The organism is Streptomyces sp. YIM 130001 (genome assembly GCF_003574445.1).
In the GTDB taxonomy this organism is placed as follows: Bacteria; Actinomycetota; Actinomycetes; order Streptomycetales; family Streptomycetaceae; genus Streptomyces.
On the sequence record NZ_KZ984560.1, the window covers coordinates 242,028 to 262,839 of the forward strand.

Sequence of the window (20,812 nt, forward strand, 5' to 3'; positions counted from 1 at the left end):
GCGCCCCTCCGAACGCGCCCCCGGCGCCCCTCCACCCGGTACCCGACCGTCGGCCGACCCGGCCGAGGGGACACCTCACTGCCCGGCGATCTTCCCGGCGAAGATGTCCCCGGACTCCGGGAGCCGGGCCCTCACCTTCGCCCCGAAGTCGTACAACAGCGTCGTCGAGGCGACCTCGACCGCCTTCTGCCCGGCGGCTCCGCCCTGCTCCGTCCCCGTGCCGTTCGCGAAGCTGAAGCGGTGCCTGACCTTGCGCAGCCGCCCCTCGTCGTCCAGATACGCGTCGAACGGCACGACGTCCGTGGCGAAGCCTTTCGCCGCCGCCTGCAGCGGCCGCTGCCCGTGCTCAGGAGCGAGCCGCGCGGCCCGCCCGATCTCGGCGGTGCCGCGATAGTGCCGTACGCGTGTCCCGGCGAGATCGACCGTCCCCTCGTACGTCACCTTCCGTGCTCCGCGCAGCAGTTCGGCGGCCGCGAGCGGATCGGTGGCGCCGCCGGTGACCAGATTGCCGTCGGAGAGGGTGGCGGTGTCGATCCGCACCCATTTGTCGGCGGGTACGCCGGCGCCGCGATTCTTCATGTAGAGGGCGCCGGGCGCGAGGAGTTCGGTGATCGGCCGGTGTTCGTCGGCGCCCGCCGGGTCCTGCGGCAGGAGGACCTCGAGCCGGCCGAGCCGCCGGGTGAAGTCGTAACTGCCCTCGCCGCGGATGGTGACCCTGGTCCCGCCCGAGGCCATCTCCATCGACGTACGCGCCTTGGAACTGCCCGCCCTGACGAGCCCGTCCGCCGCCGCGCGCACCGCGTCCACCGGATCGGCCGCGCGCTGGTCGTCGGCCGCCGCACCGTCGCGGGAACACCCGGTGCTGCCGAGCATCATCGAGACGGTCACACCACTCACCACGAAGGCCGCGGTCGCCCCGCACCGGCCTCTGCGCTGCTGCACCATCGCCTGCCCTACCCCCAACACCGACTGTTCCCTCCTGGCCCCCTCGCCTTTTCGCATAACGACCGGTACGGGCGCTCGTCACGGTGAAGTCCGGCGGCCGACGGCCGCGGCCGGGGCTCGCGCGGACGGTCGGTACGGTGGACGGGTGCCGCAGCCAGCAGTCCCGAACCCGGACGCGAATCCGGGGCCGATACCCGCCTCGGCGTCCGCCCCGGCGCCGGGCGAACACCGGACCACCACCGTCGAACAGGGCCGCTTCTGCTCCGCCCGCTGCAGTTGCGGCTGGCGCGGACCGGCCCGCCGCGCCCGCTCCAAGGCGCGCAGCGACGCCACGGACCACCTGGCGAATCCGCTCGGCCCCTGACCACCGGCCGGACCCGCCCTCCGCAGCCACCACCCGAGCCCCGCCCACACAGCACACCGGCCCCGCCGTCACACAGGCCCTGCCGTCACGCCGGCCCTTCGTCCGCCCGAACGGCCCCTTCCGCACCCCCAACGGCCCCTTCCGGAACGCCCCCGGCTGGCCCGCCGCGGGGACGAGGAGTCGGCTGGGACTCCGGGCGCACACCGCGGGCACCCCGTTGTCCGGTACGCGTGCGCCGCCCCTCCTCCTCCAGGGCAGGACACATGCGAGCCATCCACCGACCCGGCCCCCGCCACCGAATAGCCGCGCTCGGCTCCGCCACCGCGGCGGCCGCCGTGCTCCTGCTGGCCCCGGCCCAGGCAGCCCACGCCACGGACACCGGGCACACCGCCCACGCCGCACGGGACGCATCTCCCGCCGCGGCCCACCGCACCACCACCGCCCACCGGGCAGCGGGACCCCTCGCCCTCGGCTCGGCCGCCATAGCCGCCGCGGCCGGCGTCACGGGCCTGGCGCTGCTGCGACGCCGCGACCGCGACGAAGAAGGCGCACCGCCGGGACTCGAGGACGGCCGGTCCTGAACCGAACCACCCCGGGCCGCCGCCCCTCTCGTGGAACGGGCCGCAGATCCGGTCGTACGGCGATCCGGCTGACGTTCACCGCATCGGTCCTCTGCGCCCTGACCGCGGCACTGCTGCACCTCCACCCGCCCCTCGAGGCGGCCCTGAGGCTCGAACTCCGGTCCATCACCGGGTCGTTGCTCGGCGACACCCGCTGAAGCCGGTGCTCGCAGAAGTGCGCGCTACGCCGCCAGGTCCTTGCGCTCCGGGCCCCGCTCCTGCTCCTCGGTGCCGTGCTGCGGCCGGTGCGGATCCGGCAGTTCCACCGCGCCGGCCACCGCGAGCCGCACCCCGCGCGCCCTGACCAGCGGGCCGAACCGGCCGGACCTGGCGACCGCGCGTGCCAGCGGCGTGAGCAGCGCCGAGGCGACCGGCGCGAGCAGCAGCGTGACCGCCGTGCCGAGCGCGAACCCGCCGATCACGTCCGTCGGATAGTGCACGCCCATATAGACCCGGCAGAAACCTTCGAGTACCGCGAGCCCGATCCCGATCAGGCCGAACTTCCGGTGCGCCACGAAGAGTCCGACGCCGAGCGCCATGGCGAGCGTGGCGTGATCACTGACGAAGGAGAAGTCCGTCTTTCCGTCGGCCAGGACCTCGAGATCGTTGAACTCGTAGAACGGCCGTCGGCGCTCGACGAACTCCCGGATCGGGATGTTGACCAGGAGCGCGACACCGGCCGCGAGCGGCGCCCAGACCAGGGCCGCGACGGACGTCTCCGCGTCCTCCTTGCGGCGCACCGTCGTCCAGCACCACAGCACGAGCAGCACCATCACCAGCGGCAGACCCCACTCGCCGACGAAACCGACCACGGAGTCGACCCAGGCGGGGGCGTCCTTGGCGAGGCCGTTGATGCCGTGCAGCAGTTCGGCGTCGGGGCCAGTACCGACAGTGCCGGGTGTGCCCTGGGAGGTCTCCGCCTCAAGCATGGTGCCCGGCCCCTCAGTCGTATGCCTGGACGAGTGCGCCCTCCCCCTGGACGCGCTCGTCGTGATCCGTTGTCCGTCGTCGCGCACCCCCGTGCCGCGTACGTCCTGCCGGCGTCCATCCTGGGGTGCCTCGACTCAAGGAACGTGCACTCCCGGCCTCAGCGTTCCACTCTCTACCGAAAGATCACCCGGACGTTATCGAAGAGTGACTCATCGCCGCAGCTCAGGGGCAGGGGTTAACAGAGAGTTCAAGCCACGTCACGCCTTCTTCGCGGCTTCCGAAAGGGCCTCGGCGCCGTCACCCGTGACCCTGGTCGCACCGAAGTAGTCGGGGGTGTCCACGGGCGCGAAACGGATCACGGCCCCGGGCCGTGGCGCATCGATCATGTAGCCGCCGCCGACGTAGATCCCGACGTGCCGGATGGCCCGCGAATTGGTCAAGTCGTCGGAGAAGAAGACCAGATCGCCGGGGAGCAGCTCCTCGCGCTTGGGATGCGGACCGGCGTTGTACTGGTCGTTCGCCACGCGCGGCAGCTCGACCCCGACCGTGTCGTACGCGGCCTTGGTCAGGCCCGAGCAGTCGAACCGGCCGCCCTCCTCCGGCGTGCCGTCACCGCCCCACAGGTACTCCGTACCGAGCTGCTCCTGCGCGAACGAGATCGCGCCGGCGGCCTGTTTCGACGGACTCACCCGCTGCGTCGGCCTGGCGAAGCTCTTCTCCAGGGTGGTGATGGTCTTCACGTAGTTCTGCGTCTCGCTGTACGGCGGAACGCCGCCGTGCTTGATCACGGCGTAGGCGCCCGCGTTGTACGCGGCGAGCATGTTGTGCGTCTGGTCGCCCGGTGCGTCCTTCACATATCCGGCCAGTTTGCAGTCGTACGAGGCGGCCGACGGGATCGCGTCGGCGGGGTCCCAGACGTCCTTCTCGCCGTCCTTGTTCCCGTCGAGTCCGTGGGTGGCCCAGGTTCCGGGGATGAACTGCGCTATGCCCTGCGCCGCGGCCGGGCTCTGCGCCTTCGGGTCCCAGCCGCTCTCCTGGTACAACTGCGCGGCGAGCAGGGCGGGGTTGATGGCCGGGCAGAGATTGCCCCACTTCTGCACGAGCGGCTGATACGCGGCGGGCACGGCTCCCTTGGCGAGGCCGACGGCGCCCTTGCCGACCCCGTTCGCCATGTTCCCGGCGACGAGGAACGTCCCCATCACGAGCAACCCGACGAACCCGACGCCACCGAAGGCCGCGCCGGCCAGGATCAGCCACGTCTTACGCACCGTCAACAACCCCTCACGCCAGGGAGGCCAAGCCGCCAGTCTAAGCGGACCCTCCGTCAGCACCCGGGCCGTTGCAGGTGTTTGTCCTCGATCGCCGGACAGCTGGAACCTGTCCGGCGATCGAGGACGCTCGAGGCCTGATCCGTGGAGCTCGGCCGCGAGGCCGCCGGGCCACCGGGCCGCGAGCTCACGCCGCGAGGGCGACGGCGGACACAGCCGGCTCCCGCAGAACCCGACGCCCCGTGAAGAGCATCGTCCCCACCGTGGCCACCACCGCGATCCCCGCGATCACGAACCACGTACCGAGCCCCTGCTCGGGCCACACCGAGTCCGTCCGTACCGCCGTGAAGGGCAGGATCCCCAGCAACCCGGCGACCGTCCCGAAGAACACCCCGGTCACGGTCAGCAGCACACTCTCGAACCCGACCATCCCCAGGACCTGACCCGGCGTCGCCCCCGACAGCCGCTGCTGCCCGAACTCCTGCCCGCGGTAGGACGTCGCCGCGTACAGGCTGTTGATCAGCATCACGCAGGAGAACGCCACGATGATGCCGACGACGATCAGGTTGAGGGACTCCATATTCTTGTCCTCGACGGACTTCGTGAGACCGGACGCCTTCAGCGCATCGTTCTCGACGGCCTGCATGTACAGCGTCGCCGTCGCGAGCCCCGTGAAGAGGATCAGCGGCATCAGCACACCGGACAGCTGCCTGGCCCGCTGCCGGATGTTGTGCACCGCCAGATATCCGCTCGGCCCGAACACGGCGCTCAGCGGCCGCTCGAGAACACCGAGCAGCCCGGCGAGCAGCCGCGGCGAGAACACCGCGAATCCGACCGCGATCATGATCGCCCCGTAAGCGGGCGCCGCCATCAGCGCAGGCTCGGTCGCGTCCATCGCGAACGTCGCCGACACCGAACCGAGTCCGAGTACGAGCGCCAGGCCGGCGAAGACCGTCCTGGCCCGGCCACGCCCGCCACCGAGACCGGCCGCGATCCGCGTCGCCCGCCGCACCGCGAGGAACGCGGCGCCGATCGACGCGAGCAGCGTCACGCTGATCCCCGAGGACAGGGCGATCGGCCCGAAGACGTGGTCGACGCTCTGCGCCACCTCGCCGTTCTCCTGGAACACGTCGAGCAGCGCCGAACCGCCGATCATCGCGGGACCGATGGCGAGCAGCGCGCCCACCAGACCGACCACCGCGGCCTCACCGACGACCATCCGCTTGATCTGCGCGGGCGTCGCCCCCGTGTTGCGCAGGAGCCGGATCTCCTCCTCCCGCTGCCGCACGTTCACGGTCAGTGTGGAGGCGACGGCGAAGAAGACGAGCAGTGTGCCGTAGCCACCGACCACCGCGGCCGCGGTCGTCAGCGAGGTGGAGCTGACGTCGTCGACGCCGGGGCCGGAGGCCGTGTCGTGCAGCGAGTTGAACACCATGATGACCGTGGCGCCCAGGAACGAGGAGAGCAGCGTGGCGGCGAACCGTCCCGGCCGCTTGCCGATGGACCGCATCGCGAGCGAGAACATGACTCACACCCCTGCCGGCGTCGAGTGGTCACCGGTGGCCTGCTCGTCGCCCAGGTGCGCGAGGCGCTCCGCGACGGCGTCCACGGTCGGCCCGTGCATCTCGCCCGTGAACCGCCCGTCGGCGAGGAAGATCACGGAGTCCGCGTAGCTGGCGGCGACCGGGTCGTGCGTCACCATCACCACGGTCCTGCCGTGCACTCGTACGGACTCCTGCAGCAGCCGCAGCACGTCGCGGGCGCTGCGGGTGTCGAGCGCACCGGTCGGCTCGTCAGCGAAGACCACACTCGGCTCGGTGACCAGCGCACGCGCGATAGCGACGCGCTGCCGCTGACCGCCGGAGAGCTGGTCGGGACGGTGGTGGAGGCGGTCGCCGAGTCCGACCTGGGCGAGGATGTGCCGGGTCCTGTCACGGTCGATCCGCTGTCGGGCGAGCTTCAGGGGCAGGGTGGTGTTCTGCTCGACGTCGAGGGTCGGCAGCAGGTTGTACTGCTGGAAGATGAAGCCGATCCGCCGGCGCCGGAACTTCGTCAGGGCCGCCTCGCTGCCGCCCGTCATCTCCTCGCCGTCCACCATCACGATGCCGCTGTCGGGACGGTCGAGGCCCGCCGCACACTGCAGCAGCGTCGACTTGCCGGAGCCGGACGGGCCCATCACCGCGGTGAAGCTGCCCGGCCTGAGGCTCAGGGTCACGCCGTCGAGCGCGGTGACGGCGTTCTCCTCGCTTCCGTAGGTCTTGCTGACCTTGACCAGCCGCAGCGCCTCGGAGCTGCTGCGGGCCGTCCCGTTCTTGTCGCTGCGACGAAACATCATTCGACTCCTCAGTCGGGCGCCGGCACTCCCTGCGCCTCGACTTCGAAGTTACGGACGGCGACGGCCCCGCACATTGGGCGTACGACCCGAGTGCGGGGTGGTGTTGAGTACACCCCCGCGCTGGTGGTACCCGCTGTCACCCCGTCCCATCGGGTCCGGGAGCGGGACCGACGGCGTCGTCGGGTCTCGCGTCCGGCGGCGCACTCGCGCCGCCCGCGAACAGCCCGGTGCCGGTACCGGACACCGTGCCCGTACGCGCCACGTCTCCCGCCCCCGTCCCGGAGACCGTGCCCTCGGCCCCGAACTGCCCTTCCCCGCCCACAGGTTGCACGTCGACCGGTCCGCCGAACCCGCCGTCGAACGGTACGAAGCGGCCGTACGAGGACGCGGTGGGTGTGGCGGCAGGGGTGCCGGGGGCTGAGGTGGCGGCGGTGGGTGTCATCGGCGTAACGGACGTCGTCCATGGGGTGGGCGGCCCGGACGGCGGGGCGAGCACGGAGACGTACGGGGGCAGGGGGCCCGGGAACGACGCCGGGGTGTGCGGCGTCACGGGCGGCGCCTGGGGCGGCGTCTCGGACTGTGTCGGGGGCTGTGTCGGGGGCTGTGTCAGGGGCTGTGTCGGGGGCTGTGTCGGGGGCTGCGACTCGCGTCGCGTCTCTGCCCCGGGATCGGCCGTCGCCGTCGTCGCCGTCGTGGCCGCCTCCCAGCCGGTCGACTCCGGCCGGGGTTCCTGCTCGCGTCCCCGCTCCCACTCCGGCTCCTGCTCCGCTTCCGGGACCAGTGCCCCCCGCTCCACGAGCCGCGCCACCTCCGGCAGCACCGCGAGGACCAGCCGCGAACGGTCCGAGCCACCGCCCGACGAGAGCCGGTCCAGATGCTCCCCGAGCGTCGGCCGACGCAGGCCCGAATTCCCCGCCTCCCCCGCCGCCGTCCCGTCCGCCGCCGGACCGACCGCGACACCGGCCGCCCGGGAAGCCTCCCGCACCACCGTCGCCACCTCCGCCGGGGCTCTCGTACGCTCGCCGGCCACTCCGGACCCGCCCGCGGCGCCCGCACCACCCGCCGCCTTCCCGCACGCACCCAACAACGCGACCGCCAACGGGCTCGTACGGTCACGCCAGTTGAGCCCGTCCGCAGGCACCCGCAGCACCTGCTCGGCAAGCTGCCACCCGCCCGAACCGGCACCGGAATCCACACCACCAGCCCCCGAACCGGAGCCCGCACCCGCGCCGTCACCCCCGAGCACCGCCTCCTGCACCAGCCGCAGCCCGGGCCCGGGCCCGAACACCGTCGCCAGCGGATCGTGGTCCCGCAACCAGTCCTGCCGCTCGAACCACCGCGCCACATGCTCGCCGTGCAACGCCCCGGCCTCCACGCTCAACTCCTCGACCCGTACCACCGGATCGAGCCGCCCGGAGTTCCGCAGCGTCACCGTCCCCGTCCCCACCGCCTCGATCTTCTGCGCCTCGAACCACCCGAGCCACACCTCCCGCTGCCCCAGATGCTCCTCGCCCCCGCACTCCTCCAACCAGCTGTCCACGTACGCCCGTACGTCCACGACCTCCTGCTGCACCGCCCACGCGTCGAGCCCCTCGCCGCCCGGCACCCACCCGGCGACCCGGTCCCGCCAGTCCTCGCCCACCACATGCGCCCACTGCGCCCGGTACTGCAGATGCCCGCCCTCGGTCAGCAACTCCCGTGCAGCCCCGGCCAGTTCCGCACCGAGCAGATCGCCGGGCCGACCCGAGTCCCGGTAGACGCTGTGCACGGTGCCGGGCCCGACGGCGTACGGCGGGTTGCTCACGACCAGATCGAAGCTCCGCCCGGCGACCGGCTGCAGCATGTCGCCCTCGAGCACCTCCCAGTCCAGACCGTTCAGCGCCGCGGTCGTAGCGGCGAACCGCGCGGCCCGCGGCGACAGGTCCGTCGCCGTCACCCGCCCGGCCCTCCCGGACAGATGCAGCGCCTGCACCCCGCATCCGGTCCCGAGGTCGAGCGCGGTGCTCACAGCGTGCGCGGGCGTCGCCCGGTGCAACTGCCGCGCACCGGGCCCGATCGGAGGCACCCGGTCCGGCCTCCGGTCGTACGGTTCGGGCCGCAGGAACAGCGGGAAGTCAGACACCGCCCACCACGCCTCGTACGGGCGCAGGTGCACGGCCGCGCGCGCGGCACCGTCACCGGCGGGCTCGAGCAGCGGCACGAGGGCCGGGTCGGCCTTCGCCGCCGGCACGGCACGGCCGCACAGGAACAGCTCGATCAGCAGCCCCAACGGGTCGTCCGCCCCCAGCACTTCGAGCGCCGGCCCCGGGTCGTAACGATTCAGCGCCTGCGCCGCGTCGCGGCCGATCCGCGCAGCGATTCCGTCGCGCGTGTACCCGTGCGTCATCAGAACGCCCCGCAACGCTTCGGTTGCCTCGGGCGACAGAAGTGGTCCGGTCATCGTCGTCATAATCCGGTTTTCGGCCGGGCCCGCACCGGACTTGACCCCACCCCCTACGGGTTAACCGCATTGAGCGAACGGGGTGAACCCCCGGACACCCCCGGCGGGTTGATCACCCACACCCCGTTTCCCCTGCTAGAGACCCCACACCCGCACCCGCCACCCCGGCAACCTCCCGCCGCTCCCCCACTCCACCTTCCACAGCCTGTGGACAGACTCCCGCTCCCGCCGATCCGTCCTCACGCCGACCCAGCCCTGCCCCTGCCGCCTTGCGGCCCTGCCGCTCTGCACGAGGTGACATCACACGAACGACGGCTTCACCCACCCTCTGCGCGCCGCGAAGCCCCGTGGAGCAGAAGAACCGGGCACCGCAAAGCTCGGCCATCGCACCCCTCGGGCACCGCACCCCTCGGGCACCGCCCGGGCTCGAAGATCGCTCAGGCTCGAAGATCGCTCAGACCGACGCCCTCACGCCCGTGTCACTTTCAAGCCGTGGTAGGCGAAATGGACCGCGAGAAGCTCGGCCAAGACGCGCGACTCGTCGTGCCTGCTCAGGAGTTGGCCCGCCTCTGCGCCCTCCGAGGGGAAGGCGGCAACCCCGGGGAGCAGGACGGCCCGCGTGAAGAAGTCACACACCACGTCGGCGAACTCGCCGGCCGGAGGCTCAGGCGCCGTCTTGCCCAGGGCCGCCAGCCCGGACTCCACGACAGCATTGAGGTGGCGCCTGCGTGCGTTCTTCTGGTGCCGGGCCTCACTGGAGCCGCCCTCCTCGCTCACCCCCACCACGCGAAAGACGTCGAGGCCACTCTCAGGCCACTGATCCGCGTCGCGGACCTTGCCGAGTGCCTCCTCGATCGAAGCCGCGTGGACAGGGAATGCCCGCCTGGTACCCCCGTCCCGACTCTCCAATTCGACCCGAAACTGCCGCTGTCCACTCTCGGACACCTCGCGCGATGCCATACCCATTCATCCTCCCCAAGCGTGTACGCCACCCACCCGCGCGGCTCGACTATACACACGATGTATAGCTGCCATGCGGGCCTTGGCGGCCGGCCGCTCAGGAGGCGGACCTCACAACACCCCCCACCAACTCCCGTGTCAGTGCCATCAACCGCTCCCGGGCAGCCGGGTCGTAGGCCTGGTCGTGGGCCCGCGCTTCCGTCCAACGGTCGAAGTAGCGGCCTGTCGTGGCCGCCAGGCCGGGGTCGGTGGCCAGCCGCACGGTCGGGCGTACCCCCTCCTCGACGCCGACGGCGGGCGTGAGCCCGTAGGCCCGGACACCGGCGGTGTCCATGAGATGGGCGGGGTGCAGGGCGTTCACGGTCACCCCCGAACCCGCCAACTCCTCGGCCAGCACGAACGTCGCCACGACGAGCGCGACCTTGCTGCGGCAGTACGCCCGCAACCCCTCGTAATCCCGCTCCAGCATCACATCGTCCAGGTCCACCGCCTCCTGCCCCATCGAAGCCACATTCACCACCCGCGCCGGAGCGCCCGGCTCGGCTGAAGCAGTGAGCAGCGGCAACAACTCCCGCGTCAGCAGGTACGGCGCCAGATGGTTCACCGCGAAGCGCAGCTCATACCCCTGCGCACTCACCTCTCGCCGCCACGGCTCCGAACCCCCGCCTGCCACAGCATTGTTGACCAGCACATCCAGCCGGCCCTCCGCCTCCCGCACTTCCCCGGCCATCCCCCGCACCTGCTCGAGATCCGCCAAGTCGGCGAGGTAGGTCCGGACTTCCGCGTCCGCTACAGCCGACCGCAGCTCCTCCGACGCCGCATCGAGCCGCTCCCGGTCCCGCCCGTGCAACAACACGGCACACCCCTGCTCGGCCAACTCGCGCGCAACACCCCGCCCGAGTCCTTGCGTGGCCCCCGTCACCAGCACCACCGCCCGGCGCCCGACGCCATCGCCATTCACATCGTTCCTACGACTCACACCGCTCTCAGGGCTCATACGCACGACCCTGCCGCGCCACCCCTCCTCCCGACAGTGCCCACCACACCTGGTGCCACCACCACCAGCCAGAGCCGGCGACCACACCTTGCCCGCCCGGACTCGCCAGCCCCCTTTTCCGCCTCTCAACGCCCAGCGAAACTCCGCGCCCCTCCCCGCCGGCCGCCGGAACACATCAACTGCCGCAAACCTGAACACCTTCCGCACCCCGAGCACCGCACCAGCTCGTCGAACCGCACCAGGTCCCACGGCTGCGCCGCCCACGGCCCGTGCCGCCTGGATCCCCCGATCTCGACAACCACACCTTCCTCCCGACAGACGATGCCCGGCCTACGGAACCGCCGCCCCGACACCGGGAACCCCAAACCGCCCCGGGTCTCCGGCACCAACCCCGCATCCCACAACCGCAACCGCAACCGCGCGATCGTCTGCGTAGGCGACCCGCACCGCTCGTCCGTCAACTCCGCCCACTGCCGCGCCCGCGCTAACCCCTGCCACACCTACGCCGCCGACTCACCTCCCCTGAATCGCCCCGACCTCGATCAACGACGGTCGCTCCCCCACTGCGCCGTGCACTCAGTGATCGCCGAGTCGGCCGCCAACCACGGCCTCGCCCCGGACCGCAGCGCAGGAGACCCCGAGCGTGCGAAGAAGTTCCGCGACCCGTAACCCATGCCGAATCCACGCCACTTCGGTGTCCTCATACGGCACTCCCGCCGCTCGACGACTCCCTCTGCACCTCCAGCGCCTCCACCCCCGGGCACCCACGCAGCCGCCCGGTGACTGATCACAAGGCGCAACCTCACCTGCTGCTCAGCCAACAGCCGCACCCGAAAACCGACCACCACCCGCCTCCACAGCCCACCGCTACAACACCACCCCATTAACCCCCAGCGCCACAAACCCCCGCTGCACCCCCAACCTTCCCCCTCTCTCTCCGATCTCGCACCCCCTGTGGATAACTCGGACTCAGCGCCGAGGTCGTCGCTCGGCCCCTAAGAGCGCGAGACATGCAGCCCCGTCGCGGAACCAAGCGCCGGATCGCCCTCCTCCGGAGAACACGAACACGAACGACCGTCGCCGAGCTCTCAACTGAGCTGCCACCAGCGCGACTTCGGCAGCACAAGACCCACCCCGTCACCCGTTCGGTCTAAAACGCCACCGAACCACTCAGCCACCGGCCGCGGCCGCGGCCGCGACGAAGATCAGCACCACGCCTCACAGCAACTCCACGAAGGCGGCCCTCCCGGCTCAGCGCCCCGCCCTTCCCGACTGGTACGGCGACCTGCTCGGCGAGATCAAGCAGACCTTCGCCCACGCCCGCATCCGCGCCCAGCGCACCGAAAACACCCAACTCATCGAGATGTACTGGGAGATCGGCCACCAGATCCTGCGCAGGCAGGCCCAGGAAGGGTGGGGGACAAAGGCCGTCGCGCGCCTCGCCACCGCCCTGAGGACGGCGTTCCCCAACCAGCGTGGCTTCTCGCGCCGCAATCTGATGTACATGCAGCAGATGGCGCGGACCTGGCCGGAGCCAATCGTGCAACGCTTCTAAACTCCCGCCGAGCTAGGCTTCTACGCCACCGAGGCCGCGCAGCACGGCTGGTCACGGGACTGGCTCGAGCAGTGCATCGCCCAGAAATCGCACCTCACCCAGGGGTCCGCGCCGTGCAACTTCGACGCCACGATCCTCGAGGATTCGAAGCTCGTACAGGACATCGCGAAGGACCCGTACCGCCTCGATTTCCTCTCCCTCGACTCCCGTCACACGGAGCGAGAGCTCGAAGATGCCCTCGTATCGAACATTGTCCGATTCCTGACCGAGCTCGGCGTGGGCTTCGCCTTCGTCGGACTCCAGTGCCCGGTACTGCTCGACAACCGGGAGTACCGCATCGACCTGCTCTTTTACCACCTGCGCCTGCACCGTTACGTCGTCATCGAGCTCAAGACGACCGAGCCGACCCCCGAGCACATCGGCAAGCTCGGTTTCTACGTGGCCGTGGTCGACCGCACGGTGCGCGACCCGGAGCGCGACGACGGGACGATCGGCATCCTCATCGGAGCCGAGCACCACCGGGCCACCATGGACATCGCACTCCACACCAGCAACCGCCCTCTCGCCGTCAGCTCGTACACCGAACTGCCCCCGCAACAGCGCTCCCTGCTCCCCAGCGAGGAGGACCTCTCCCGCGTGGTCCAGGACGTACTCGACGCGGACCTCGACACAGACCTGGACACGGAGACGGAAACCCCGGACCTCGACTGAGCAGCACCGGGGCCTGCCGTACAGTTCCAGCCAAATCCCGTACGGCCAGGACGCCCCTGGCGCTCACGCCGCGTGACGGTTACCCCCTGTTCATTGCCCGGCGTCAACCCCCGTGATACACAGAGTGACGATACGGGCCACTGCCTACCGTCCGGCACCCGCGCCGAGGCTGTCCGCAGGTGATCCACACGAAGTCCACCGAGGATTGACGCCAAAGTCGACATACGACAGCGGCATCGTCGGCGAGAATAGGCCTGGCCCCCGCACTACGGCTGGGGTCACGAACGACCGGACAGGGGCGGTGAGTTACATGCTTATGGCAGCCGAAAAGGGCGACATCACCACCATCATCGGCGGGATCGCCCCGGACTGGGGCCCCTTCGGGAGCCTGGGCAACGAAGCACGGGTGATGATCGAAGTGGTGATGGCCATCGCCATCCTGCTGTGCCTGGGCATCGCCATCTGGGGCGCGGCCAAGCAGCGCATCGGAGCAACGGCGCTCCGGGACACCTTCAGTGCCGAGCAGGGCAAGGGCCTCATCGTGGCCGGCCTGACCGGCGTCTTCATCATCGGCTCGCTCGGCACGGTTTTCACCATCGTGTACGGGATGGCCGTCTAGCGCACCAGTCCTGCAGCACCAGTCCTGCTTCACAGTCCTCGGCCGGTGCGCACCCGGCTGCCGTCCCAATCCGTCCGTCGCGCCCACCGGCTGAGGATCCGCTTCTCTGATGTCGAGTCACCACACCGCGCCCGCGCGGCAACCAGCACGGCTACCGTCGTACTACGCGGTCAACCGACAGGGTGAGGGGGCGTACGGCGCATGAGTCTCGGCGACGAGCACGGTGGCCGATCGGACGACGGCTTCGGCGACGACGCCCGGATGGGGTACGGCGGCACGGGCCAGACCCGCACCCGCCTGCCCGAACGCGACGAGCCGTACGGCAACCAGCGCCGCACACCCCGCTCTTCACGCAGCCTCATCACCGTCGTCGCGATCGTGGTCCTCCTCATCGCCGCGATCGCCTTCGCCAACCGCGGCAGCGACGGTAAGGAGGAGGGCGCCGACGCGAGCAGCGGCGGCAAGCCGGGCGCGGCACCGACCGCTGCGAGCGGCGAAAAGCCGGTGGAGGGGAAGAACGGGGCGATCCCGTCGGGGTTCGCGCACAGCAAGCAGGGGGCGGAGTCGGCTGCGGCGAATTATGCGGTGGCGCTCGTCTCGGCGGACATCCTCAAGCCTGACAAGCGGGCGGGGATCGTGGACCGCGTCTTTGTACCGGCGAAAGCCCCCGAGTTGGAAGCGAAGTTCGACAAGGCCTATTCGAAGGCGTTCCTCGGCAAACTCGGGCTCGACGAGAAGGGGAACGCGGCGAAGGGCCAGACGTACGTCTCGCGCACCGCGCCGATCGGCACCAAGACCGTGTCCTACGCGACGGACAAGGCCGCCGTCGACGTCTGGTGCACTGGCGTTTTCGGCACAGCGGGCGACGGCTCCGAAAGTCCGGTAACGAGCGACTGGTTCACGATGAAGCTGAAGCTCCAGTGGACCGGCGAGGACTGGCAGGTCGAAGGGTTCTCACAGCAGCCCGGCCCAGCACCCGTGAACGGCGACAACAAGGTCTCCGGAGCCGACGAGATCGCCGGTGCGGTGGAGCAGTACGGAGGGTTCACGTATGCCCGCTGACAAGCTTCCTCGTGCGCGGTCGGTCCTCACAGTCGTATTGGCAGTGCAGGCAGCGGCGCTCACCCTGGCCTCGCGAGCCTACGCAGCACCGGACCCAGACCCGGACGAGAACTGCGACCTCATCGTCGGCCCCGCCAAGGACTACTGCGAAGACGGCCAATCCGGCTCAGGCGACGCCCCCAAAACCCCCGCCGACGACGCCCTCTCCACCCTCGACCCCCTCTCCTCCCTGGCCAAGGGCTGCGCGGATGCCGCCTCCTGGACCGTCAACAAGCTCAGCGACGCCGTGCAGGAGACCGCGAACGTCGACTTCACGAACGCCAAGTTCCTGCAGCAGTACGCCGTCGTCTTCGCCGCCTCCGCCATCCTCACCCTGATCCTGTGGCTGCTCGCCGTCGCCAAGCGCGCCATCCGCGGCGTGCCGCTGATGACGGCCATCACGGAGGCGATCGGGTTCCTCTGGCTGACCGTGCTGGCCTCCGCGTTCACGCCGCTGATCCTCTACACGGTCGTCTCCGCCACGGACGGCGTCAGCGAGGCGATCGCGAAGACGACGGGGAACCAGACGGACGCCTTCTTCGGCACGTTCTCCGAGGCGTTGAAGAAGGGCGAGGACATCGGCGGCGGCCCGATCATGCTGATCGTGGTCTCGCTCGTGTCGATCCTGGCCGCCGGCGTGCTCTGGCTCGAGCTGGTGATCCGGGCCGCGCTGCTGTACGTCGGCGCGCTGCTCGGCACGGTCGTGTACGCAGGTCTGGTCGACAAGAACCTCTGGTCCCACGTACGCCGTTGGGCCGGAATCATGATCGCGGTGATCCTGGTGAAACCGGTGATCGTGATCGTCCTCGGTCTCGCGGGCGCGCTGTCCGCGGACGACGGGCCGAACGCCTTCTCCGCGGTCGTCTCCGGCCTCGCCATCATCCTGCTCGCCATCTTCGCCTCGGCGATGATCTACCGCTTCGTTCCCGGTTTCGGCGACGACATCGCGGCCGCCCGGAACAACCGCATCATGCAGGGCGCCGAAGGCAAGGCCGCGGCCGTCATCAGCTCCCCGGCAGCCCTCGTGTCCCAGGGCATCAAGACGCACAGCAGCCGTGGCCGCGGCGGCGAGGGCGGCGGGGCCTCCCCACCTCGCCAGGCCAACCCGGCCAGCGGCGGCGTCGCCGCGCACGGCAACCGGCCCTCCGGCGGAGCCGCCCCGTCCGGAACCAGCCCGAAGAGTGGCGCGCACACCACGCGCGGCGCGAGCAGCGGCCGCGCAGGCAAGTCGAGCAACCGCACAGGAGGTGACGGGCGTTGACGACCCAGTCCCACACGGTCACGCCCCGCCGTACATATCTCGTCGGCCGCGCCCGGCCCAACGCGATCATCGGAAAGAACCGCGAGACCGGCGAGATCACACTGATCATCGCGGGCGCGTTCCTCGGCATGATGTGCGGACTGCTCGTACCGGTCCTCTCCCTGCGCATCGTGCTGCTCATGGGCTTCCCGCTGATCGCACTGGCCGCGGTGTACGTGCCGTACAAGCGCCGGACGTTCTACCAGTGGTTCGAGATCAACCGTTCCTTCAAGCGGAGTCTGCGCGGCCGTGCCGTGTACCGCTCGGGTACGGCGGAGGCGGGCATCCACATGGACGGCAGAGAGGTCGAGGTCGGGCCGCCGCCGGGGATCGGGCGGATCAACTGGCTGGCCGCACCGTTCGGCCCGGACGAGATCGCCGTACTGCTGCACGCTGACCGCCGTACCGTCACGGCCGCGATCGAGATCGAGGGGCCGGGCGTCGGACTGCGCGACTCGGAGGACCAGGAGGCCCTGGTCGACCGTTTCGGCACCCTCCTCAAGCACGTGGCGAACGGCGACGGCTTCGTCACCCGCCTGCAGATGCTCGCCCGCACCCTGCCCGCCGACCCGGACGCACACGCCAAGGACGTCGCGGTACGCGGCGACGTGACGTCCCCGGTATGGCTGCAGGAGTCCTACGACCAGCTGCAGTCGATGGTGTCCACCAGCAGCGAGCAGCACCGCGCCTACCTCGTCGCCTGCATGCACTACAACCGCGAACTCGCCGCCGAGGCGCAGGCGATGGCCCGCGCCACCCGCTCGCACTCCGGCCGCAAGCTCGACAAGGACGGCGGTCTCGCGGTCGTCATGGCCCGCGAGCTGACCGACATCTGCTCGCGCCTGCAGGAGGCCGACATCCGGGTGCGCCAGCCCCTCGGCCAGGCCCGGCTCTCCTCGCTGGTGCACTCGATGTACGACGCGGACCATCCGATCGACCACATCCAGGCGATGACGAAGCGGAACGCCTGGCCGGCCGAGCTGGACGCCACCGAGCCGACGTATCTGCAGGCGAAGACGCGGGAGTCGAGCACGCGCGCGCCCTGGTGCCACGCCACGGCCTGGGTGAAGGAGTGGCCGATGACACCGGTGGGGGTCAACTTCCTCGCGCCGCTGCTCGTCCACACCCCGGACGTGATCCGTACGGTCGCGGTCACGATGGATCTGGAACCGACCGAGATCGCGATCGAGCGGATGCTGACGGAGAAGACCAACGACGAGGCGGAGGCCAGCCGTCAGGCCAAGATGAACCGCACCGTCGACCCGCGCGACATCGCCTCGCACTCCCGGCTCGACCAGCGCGGCGAGGACCTGGCGAGCGGAGCCGCGGGGGTGAACCTGGTCGGCTACATCACGGTGTCGTCCCGTTCCCCCGAGGCGTTGGCCCGCGACAAGCGCACCATCCGGGCGTCGGCGGGCAAGTCGTATCTGAAGCTGGAGTGGTGCGACCGGGAGCACCACCGGGCGTTCGTCAACACACTCCCGTTCGCGACCGGCATCCGAAGGTAAACGAGAAGTAGGGGAAGCAGTACTCATGCGAGATCCGCTGACCATGCTGACGGACGCCTTCACCAGCTTCCTGTTCGGCAAGGTGGAGACGACGAGACTGCCCGTCCGCACCTCGACGGGCCAGGCTCAGGCCGTCTACCTGCCGACGGCCGCCCCGGGCCTGGGCGACTCGGGCGTCATCATCGGCCGCGAGGTGTACAGCGGGAAGGGCTACATCTACGACCCGTTCCAGCTGTACGGTCAGCAGCTGCCGGCCCCCCACTGGCTGGTGCTCGGCGAGTCCGGAAACGGCAAGTCGGCGCTGGAGAAGACGTACGTCATGCGGCAGTTGAGGTTCCGTGACCGTCAGGTCGTGGTGCTCGACGCGCAGGGTGAGGACGGCGTCGGCGAGTGGAATCTGATCGCGCAGCAGCTCGGTATAACGCCGATCCGGCTCGATCCGACCGTCGCCCTGGACACGGGTATCCGCCTCAACCCGCTCGACCCGTCGATCACCACGACCGGTCAGCTCGCCCTGCTCCGCACCATCATCGAGGTGGCGATGGGCCACGGCCTCGACGAGCGCTCCGGCTTCGCGCTCAAGGTCGCGCACGCCTACGTCAACGAGACCATCGTGGAGCGCCAGCCGGTCCTCACCGACATCGTCGAGCAACTCCGCCACCCGGAACCCGAGTCGGCCCAGGCGATGAACGTCGCCACGGAGGACGTACGGGCCTGGGGCCTGGACGTGGCGCTCGTCCTCGACCGGCTCGTCGACGGCGACCTGCGCGGCATGTTCGACGGCCCGACGACCGTCGGCATCGACCTGGACGCCCCACTGATCGTCTTCGACCTCTCACACATCGACCGCAACTCGATCGCGATGCCGATCCTGATGGCGATCGTCGGTGTCTGGCTCGAGCACACCTGGATCAGGCCGGACCGCAAGAAGCGGATCTTCCTGGTCGAGGAGGCCTGGCACATCATCAACTCGCCTTTCGTGGCACAGCTGTTCCAGCGTCTGCTGAAGTTCGGCCGACGTCTCGGACTGTCCTTCGTCGCGGTCGTGCACCATCTGTCCGACGTGGTCGACGGCGCCGCGGCGAAGGAGGCGGCCGCGATCCTGAAGATGGCCTCGACCAGAACCGTGTACGCCCAGAAGGCCGACGAGGCCCGGGCCACGGGCCAGGTACTCGGCCTGCCCCGCTGGGCCGTGGAGATCATCCCGACCCTCACACCGGGTATCGCGGTCTGGGACGTCAACGGGAACGTCCAGGTGGTCAAGCACCTGATCAGCGAGTCCGAGCGCCCCCTCGTCTTCACCGACCGCGCCATGACCGAGGGATCCGCCCTGGAAGCGGCTCCGGACGAGCATGTGCTGGCCGCGGACCGCGAGGCCGAGGAACGCGCTGCCTACATCGATCGATTGAACAACCCGTCCGCCGAATCCACGGTGGCCTGAGGTGGGGTGAGATGCCCGAGCATCACGACAGACACGGCCACCGGCACGAGCGCGGCGGGGGCGGCATCCCCGACGGGCTCCTCGTCGGCATCCTGATCTTCGTGCTCGGCCTGACCGTCCTGGTCTGGACGGCGACGGGCCTGGCCGCGCAGTTCGCCCACGGCACCTGGCCGGACACGGTCACCTTCGACCGTACGCCGGGGGCGATGCGCCAACTCGCGGCGGAACCGCACGACATCGCCGGCGCCTGGCCCGACACCCCACCGACGGCGCTCTCCGGCTACGGGCTCTTCTGGGGCCTGTTGATAGGGCAACTCCTCATCCTGGTCGTCCTCACGATCTTCGTGATGGGCACGACCGCGCGCTGGCGGGCTGTACGGGCGAGGCGTCGCGCCGAGGCCCGTCGCGGTGACGATCGGTCCGCTCGCGGGGACGAACAAGCCCCTCGGATCGAGAAGGCCGGTGGCGACGAGATGCCCGCCTCCCGCGGTGAAGAGGCCCGATCCGCAAAGGATCCAGCCGGTCCGGCGCTCGAGAAGGACACCCGCAGCGCGGATGCGCTCGAAGCCGGTCCGGCGCGCGAGGACGTCCGCAGCGCCCCCCTCCACGATGCCCGAGACGAAGCCCGCAGCGCCCCACTCGGCGACACCCGGGACGACGCCCGCCATGCCCCACTCGGCGACACCCGGGACGAGACCCGAGATGACACCCGCGACGTCCGCCCCCAAGCCGACCCCCACGTCAGGGAACCCGACACCCCTCTGATCGCCGCCGCAACGATCCCCGCTCCCCGAACCCCCCTCGTCCTGGGCGACGCCCGGACTCGCCACCCCGCCGCGACGCTCGCCGTCCAGGACGCGACCGGCCCTGTCCTGATCCTCACCTCGAACCCCACCCTGTGGGAGGAGACCAAGGACGCCCGCGCCAAGCTCGGCCCCACCCTCCTCTTCGACCCCACCCACCGCTGCGACACCCCGGCCCGCATGCACTGGTCCCCGGCCTCCGGCTGCGCCGACAAGCCCACCGCCACGGACCGCGCCGCCGCCCTCCTCGCTCCCGTACGCCCCTCGGCCCGGATCGACGCCGCGGTCGCCGACACCGCGGAGACGCTCCTGCGGAGCTATCTGCACGCCGCGGCCGTCGAGGGCCGCCCCTTCAAGCACGTGCACCGCTGGGCGCAGGGCAGCCAGGTCCAGGAGGCCGTGCGGATCCTGCGGACGAACCCCAAGGCGGCATCCGGCAGCGGCGGCGAACTCGAGGCGGCCCTCACCGCGTATCCCGAACGCCGTGACATCGCACAGGAGTTGACGGCCCGCGCGCTGTCCGCCATGTTCTCCGTGAACATCCGCGAGGCCTGCACGGAAAACCGGACCGATGCGCTCGCCCTGGATTCCTTCCTGGACGAAGGGGGCACGCTTTACGTGGTGGGTGAAGCCATCGAGGACCCCAAGTCGCACCCGGGTGCCATGCCCTTGCTCACGGCACTCGCCTCCAGCGTGGTCGAGCGCGGCCGGCGCATGGCCGAACGGTCATCCTCCGGTCGCCTCGACCCACCACTTTCCCTGGTCCTCGACGACGTCGCAGCCGTGGCCCCACTCCCACAACTCCCGGACCTACTGGCCTCCGGAGCCGACCACGGCATGCCCACACTCGCCCTCCTCCGCTCCCGCGAACAGGTCCGCAGCCGCTGGCCGGGGGCCGAACTCCCGGCCTGAGAC

18 protein-coding genes are annotated in these 20,812 nt (G+C 70.5%); 10 read left to right on the plus strand and 8 right to left on the minus strand.

Annotated elements, in window-relative coordinates; all coding sequences use genetic code 11:
• Positions 1–75: 75 nt before the first annotated feature.
• Positions 76–945, minus strand: a complete 870-nt coding sequence (locus DSC45_RS23590) for an SCO4651 family lipoprotein (protein WP_119293912.1) — start codon at positions 943–945, stop codon at positions 76–78.
• A gap of 145 nt (positions 946–1,090) precedes the next feature.
• On the opposite strand from DSC45_RS23590, the gene DSC45_RS23595 reads away from it, so the two are divergent.
• A complete protein-coding gene (locus DSC45_RS23595) occupies positions 1,091–1,309 on the plus strand; it encodes a hypothetical protein (protein ID WP_119293913.1) in 219 nt (72 codons plus the stop codon).
• A 263-nt stretch (positions 1,310–1,572) separates the two neighbouring features.
• Positions 1,573–1,890, plus strand: a complete 318-nt coding sequence (locus DSC45_RS23600; protein ID WP_119293914.1) for a hypothetical protein — start codon at positions 1,573–1,575, stop codon at positions 1,888–1,890.
• A gap of 221 nt (positions 1,891–2,111) precedes the next feature.
• Here the strand turns inward: DSC45_RS23600 and DSC45_RS23605 are convergent, their stop codons facing one another.
• From DSC45_RS23605 to DSC45_RS23635, 7 genes are all read right to left on the minus strand, one after another.
• Positions 2,112–2,858 carry a phosphatase PAP2 family protein gene (locus DSC45_RS23605; protein ID WP_119293915.1) on the minus strand — a complete coding sequence of 249 codons (747 nt, stop codon included), beginning with the start codon at positions 2,856–2,858 and terminating at the stop codon, positions 2,112–2,114.
• A 258-nt stretch (positions 2,859–3,116) separates the two neighbouring features.
• Positions 3,117–4,127 (minus strand): C40 family peptidase, encoded by a 1,011-nt coding sequence (locus tag DSC45_RS23610; RefSeq protein ID WP_119293961.1) that lies wholly within the window; start codon positions 4,125–4,127, stop codon positions 3,117–3,119.
• 187 nt (positions 4,128–4,314) lie between these two features.
• Complete coding sequence (locus tag DSC45_RS23615; protein WP_119293916.1) at positions 4,315–5,652, minus strand: ABC transporter permease; 1,338 nt, start codon at positions 5,650–5,652, stop codon at positions 4,315–4,317.
• Positions 5,653–5,655: 3 nt separating this feature from the next.
• Entirely contained in the window at positions 5,656–6,459 is an 804-nt protein-coding gene (locus DSC45_RS23620) for an ABC transporter ATP-binding protein (protein WP_119293917.1), read from the minus strand.
• 139 nt (positions 6,460–6,598) lie between these two features.
• On the minus strand, positions 6,599–8,902 hold the full coding sequence (locus DSC45_RS36835; protein ID WP_162929315.1) for a DUF7059 domain-containing protein: 2,304 nt from the start codon (positions 8,900–8,902) through the stop codon (positions 6,599–6,601).
• Positions 8,903–9,370: 468 nt separating this feature from the next.
• A complete protein-coding gene (locus tag DSC45_RS23630) occupies positions 9,371–9,862 on the minus strand; it encodes a hypothetical protein (RefSeq protein ID WP_119293919.1) in 492 nt (163 codons plus the stop codon).
• A 97-nt stretch (positions 9,863–9,959) separates the two neighbouring features.
• Positions 9,960–10,787 carry an SDR family NAD(P)-dependent oxidoreductase gene (locus tag DSC45_RS23635; protein ID WP_240434799.1) on the minus strand — a complete coding sequence of 276 codons (828 nt, stop codon included), beginning with the start codon at positions 10,785–10,787 and terminating at the stop codon, positions 9,960–9,962.
• Between the two features lie 1,369 nt (positions 10,788–12,156).
• Here DSC45_RS23635 and DSC45_RS36510 point away from each other — a divergent pair.
• From DSC45_RS36510 to DSC45_RS23675, 8 genes are all read left to right on the plus strand, one after another.
• Positions 12,157–12,414, plus strand: coding sequence for a DUF1016 N-terminal domain-containing protein (locus DSC45_RS36510; RefSeq protein WP_276145470.1), 258 nt, complete (start codon positions 12,157–12,159; stop codon positions 12,412–12,414).
• Positions 12,415–12,576: 162 nt separating this feature from the next.
• Positions 12,577–13,125: a PDDEXK nuclease domain-containing protein gene (locus tag DSC45_RS36515; RefSeq protein WP_240434801.1), complete on the plus strand. Its 549-nt coding sequence runs from the start codon at positions 12,577–12,579 to the stop codon at positions 13,123–13,125.
• 310 nt (positions 13,126–13,435) lie between these two features.
• A complete protein-coding gene (locus tag DSC45_RS23650; protein ID WP_119293922.1) occupies positions 13,436–13,744 on the plus strand; it encodes a hypothetical protein in 309 nt (102 codons plus the stop codon).
• Between the two features lie 201 nt (positions 13,745–13,945).
• Positions 13,946–14,806: a DUF8175 domain-containg protein gene (locus tag DSC45_RS23655; RefSeq protein ID WP_119293923.1), complete on the plus strand. Its 861-nt coding sequence runs from the start codon at positions 13,946–13,948 to the stop codon at positions 14,804–14,806.
• On the plus strand, positions 14,796–16,106 hold the full coding sequence (locus DSC45_RS23660) for a hypothetical protein (RefSeq protein WP_119293924.1): 1,311 nt from the start codon (positions 14,796–14,798) through the stop codon (positions 16,104–16,106). The genes DSC45_RS23655 and DSC45_RS23660 overlap by 11 nt, the downstream gene beginning before the upstream one ends.
• Positions 16,103–17,653, plus strand: coding sequence for an SCO6880 family protein (locus DSC45_RS23665; RefSeq protein ID WP_119293925.1), 1,551 nt, complete (start codon positions 16,103–16,105; stop codon positions 17,651–17,653). Before DSC45_RS23660 ends, DSC45_RS23665 begins: the two co-directional genes overlap by 4 nt.
• A gap of 25 nt (positions 17,654–17,678) precedes the next feature.
• On the plus strand, positions 17,679–19,094 hold the full coding sequence (locus DSC45_RS23670) for an ATP-binding protein (protein ID WP_119293926.1): 1,416 nt from the start codon (positions 17,679–17,681) through the stop codon (positions 19,092–19,094).
• Positions 19,095–19,105: 11 nt separating this feature from the next.
• Positions 19,106–20,809, plus strand: coding sequence for a type IV secretory system conjugative DNA transfer family protein (locus tag DSC45_RS23675; protein WP_119293927.1), 1,704 nt, complete (start codon positions 19,106–19,108; stop codon positions 20,807–20,809).
• Positions 20,810–20,812 lie beyond the last annotated feature (3 nt).

Bases quoted from the DNA above. Each gene is read 5' to 3' on its own strand.
- DSC45_RS23660 (WP_119293924.1), top strand. From the start codon at position 14,796: ATGCCCGCTGACAAGCTTCCTCGTGCGCGGTCGGTCCTCACAGTCGTA.
- DSC45_RS36835 (WP_162929315.1), bottom strand. From the start codon at position 8,902: ATGACCGGACCACTTCTGTCGCCCGAGGCAACCGAAGCGTTGCGGGGC.
- DSC45_RS23590 (WP_119293912.1), bottom strand. From the start codon at position 945: ATGGTGCAGCAGCGCAGAGGCCGGTGCGGGGCGACCGCGGCCTTCGTG.
- DSC45_RS23630 (WP_119293919.1), bottom strand. From the start codon at position 9,862: ATGGCATCGCGCGAGGTGTCCGAGAGTGGACAGCGGCAGTTTCGGGTC.
- DSC45_RS23605 (WP_119293915.1), bottom strand. From the start codon at position 2,858: ATGCTTGAGGCGGAGACCTCCCAGGGCACACCCGGCACTGTCGGTACT.
- DSC45_RS23615 (WP_119293916.1), bottom strand. From the start codon at position 5,652: ATGTTCTCGCTCGCGATGCGGTCCATCGGCAAGCGGCCGGGACGGTTC.
- DSC45_RS23670 (WP_119293926.1), top strand. From the start codon at position 17,679: ATGCGAGATCCGCTGACCATGCTGACGGACGCCTTCACCAGCTTCCTG.
- DSC45_RS23650 (WP_119293922.1), top strand. From the start codon at position 13,436: ATGCTTATGGCAGCCGAAAAGGGCGACATCACCACCATCATCGGCGGG.
- DSC45_RS23600 (WP_119293914.1), top strand. From the start codon at position 1,573: ATGCGAGCCATCCACCGACCCGGCCCCCGCCACCGAATAGCCGCGCTC.
- DSC45_RS23655 (WP_119293923.1), top strand. From the start codon at position 13,946: ATGAGTCTCGGCGACGAGCACGGTGGCCGATCGGACGACGGCTTCGGC.
- DSC45_RS23620 (WP_119293917.1), bottom strand. From the start codon at position 6,459: ATGTTTCGTCGCAGCGACAAGAACGGGACGGCCCGCAGCAGCTCCGAG.
- DSC45_RS23675 (WP_119293927.1), top strand. From the start codon at position 19,106: ATGCCCGAGCATCACGACAGACACGGCCACCGGCACGAGCGCGGCGGG.